This window comes from Catenulispora pinisilvae (assembly GCF_015356865.1).
Lineage (GTDB): Bacteria > Actinomycetota > Actinomycetes > Streptomycetales > Catenulisporaceae > Catenulispora > Catenulispora pinisilvae.
This window is the reverse complement of the sequence record NZ_JAAFZA010000614.1, coordinates 1-400: the sequence shown is the minus strand read 5'-3', so window position 1 is coordinate 400 and position 400 is coordinate 1. Positions and strand designations below refer to the sequence as shown.

General features: G+C 69.0%; 1 pseudogene. It reads right to left on the bottom strand.

What is annotated here, in order from left to right:
• Positions 1–400: pseudogene (locus IZR01_RS49610) on the bottom strand (hypothetical protein); the annotation flags it as partial.

Below are 400 nucleotides of genomic sequence, written 5' to 3'. Positions count from 1 at the left end.
GTCCTGAATCGCGCAACCGTCCCATCCGTTCACGGTCCATGCGCAGCTCGGTACGCAGCAGGCGGGCCAGTGGCGCCACCAGCTTCTCGGCCAGCTGCTCCATCTCCTGGTGCTCACCCCGGCCCCTGGTGCGATGGCCGCCGGCGCCCCCACCGCGCGGGGCGGAGTCCGACTCGCCGCTACGGCGGGAGTTGAGCAGGGCACCGACGACGGGGTTGGAGTCGGCGATCATGTCGATGCCGCGCTGCTTGGCCATCTGCCGCAGCTGGCTGGGATCGCGCACGAGGCTGGCCGCGTCACGGATGTCGCTGAAGGTACTGAACTGGTCGGCGACGGTGTCGTGGAAGTCTTGGCGCTTGTTGTTGAGCTGATCGGCCGCCGTGTCCCGGAGGAAGGAGGT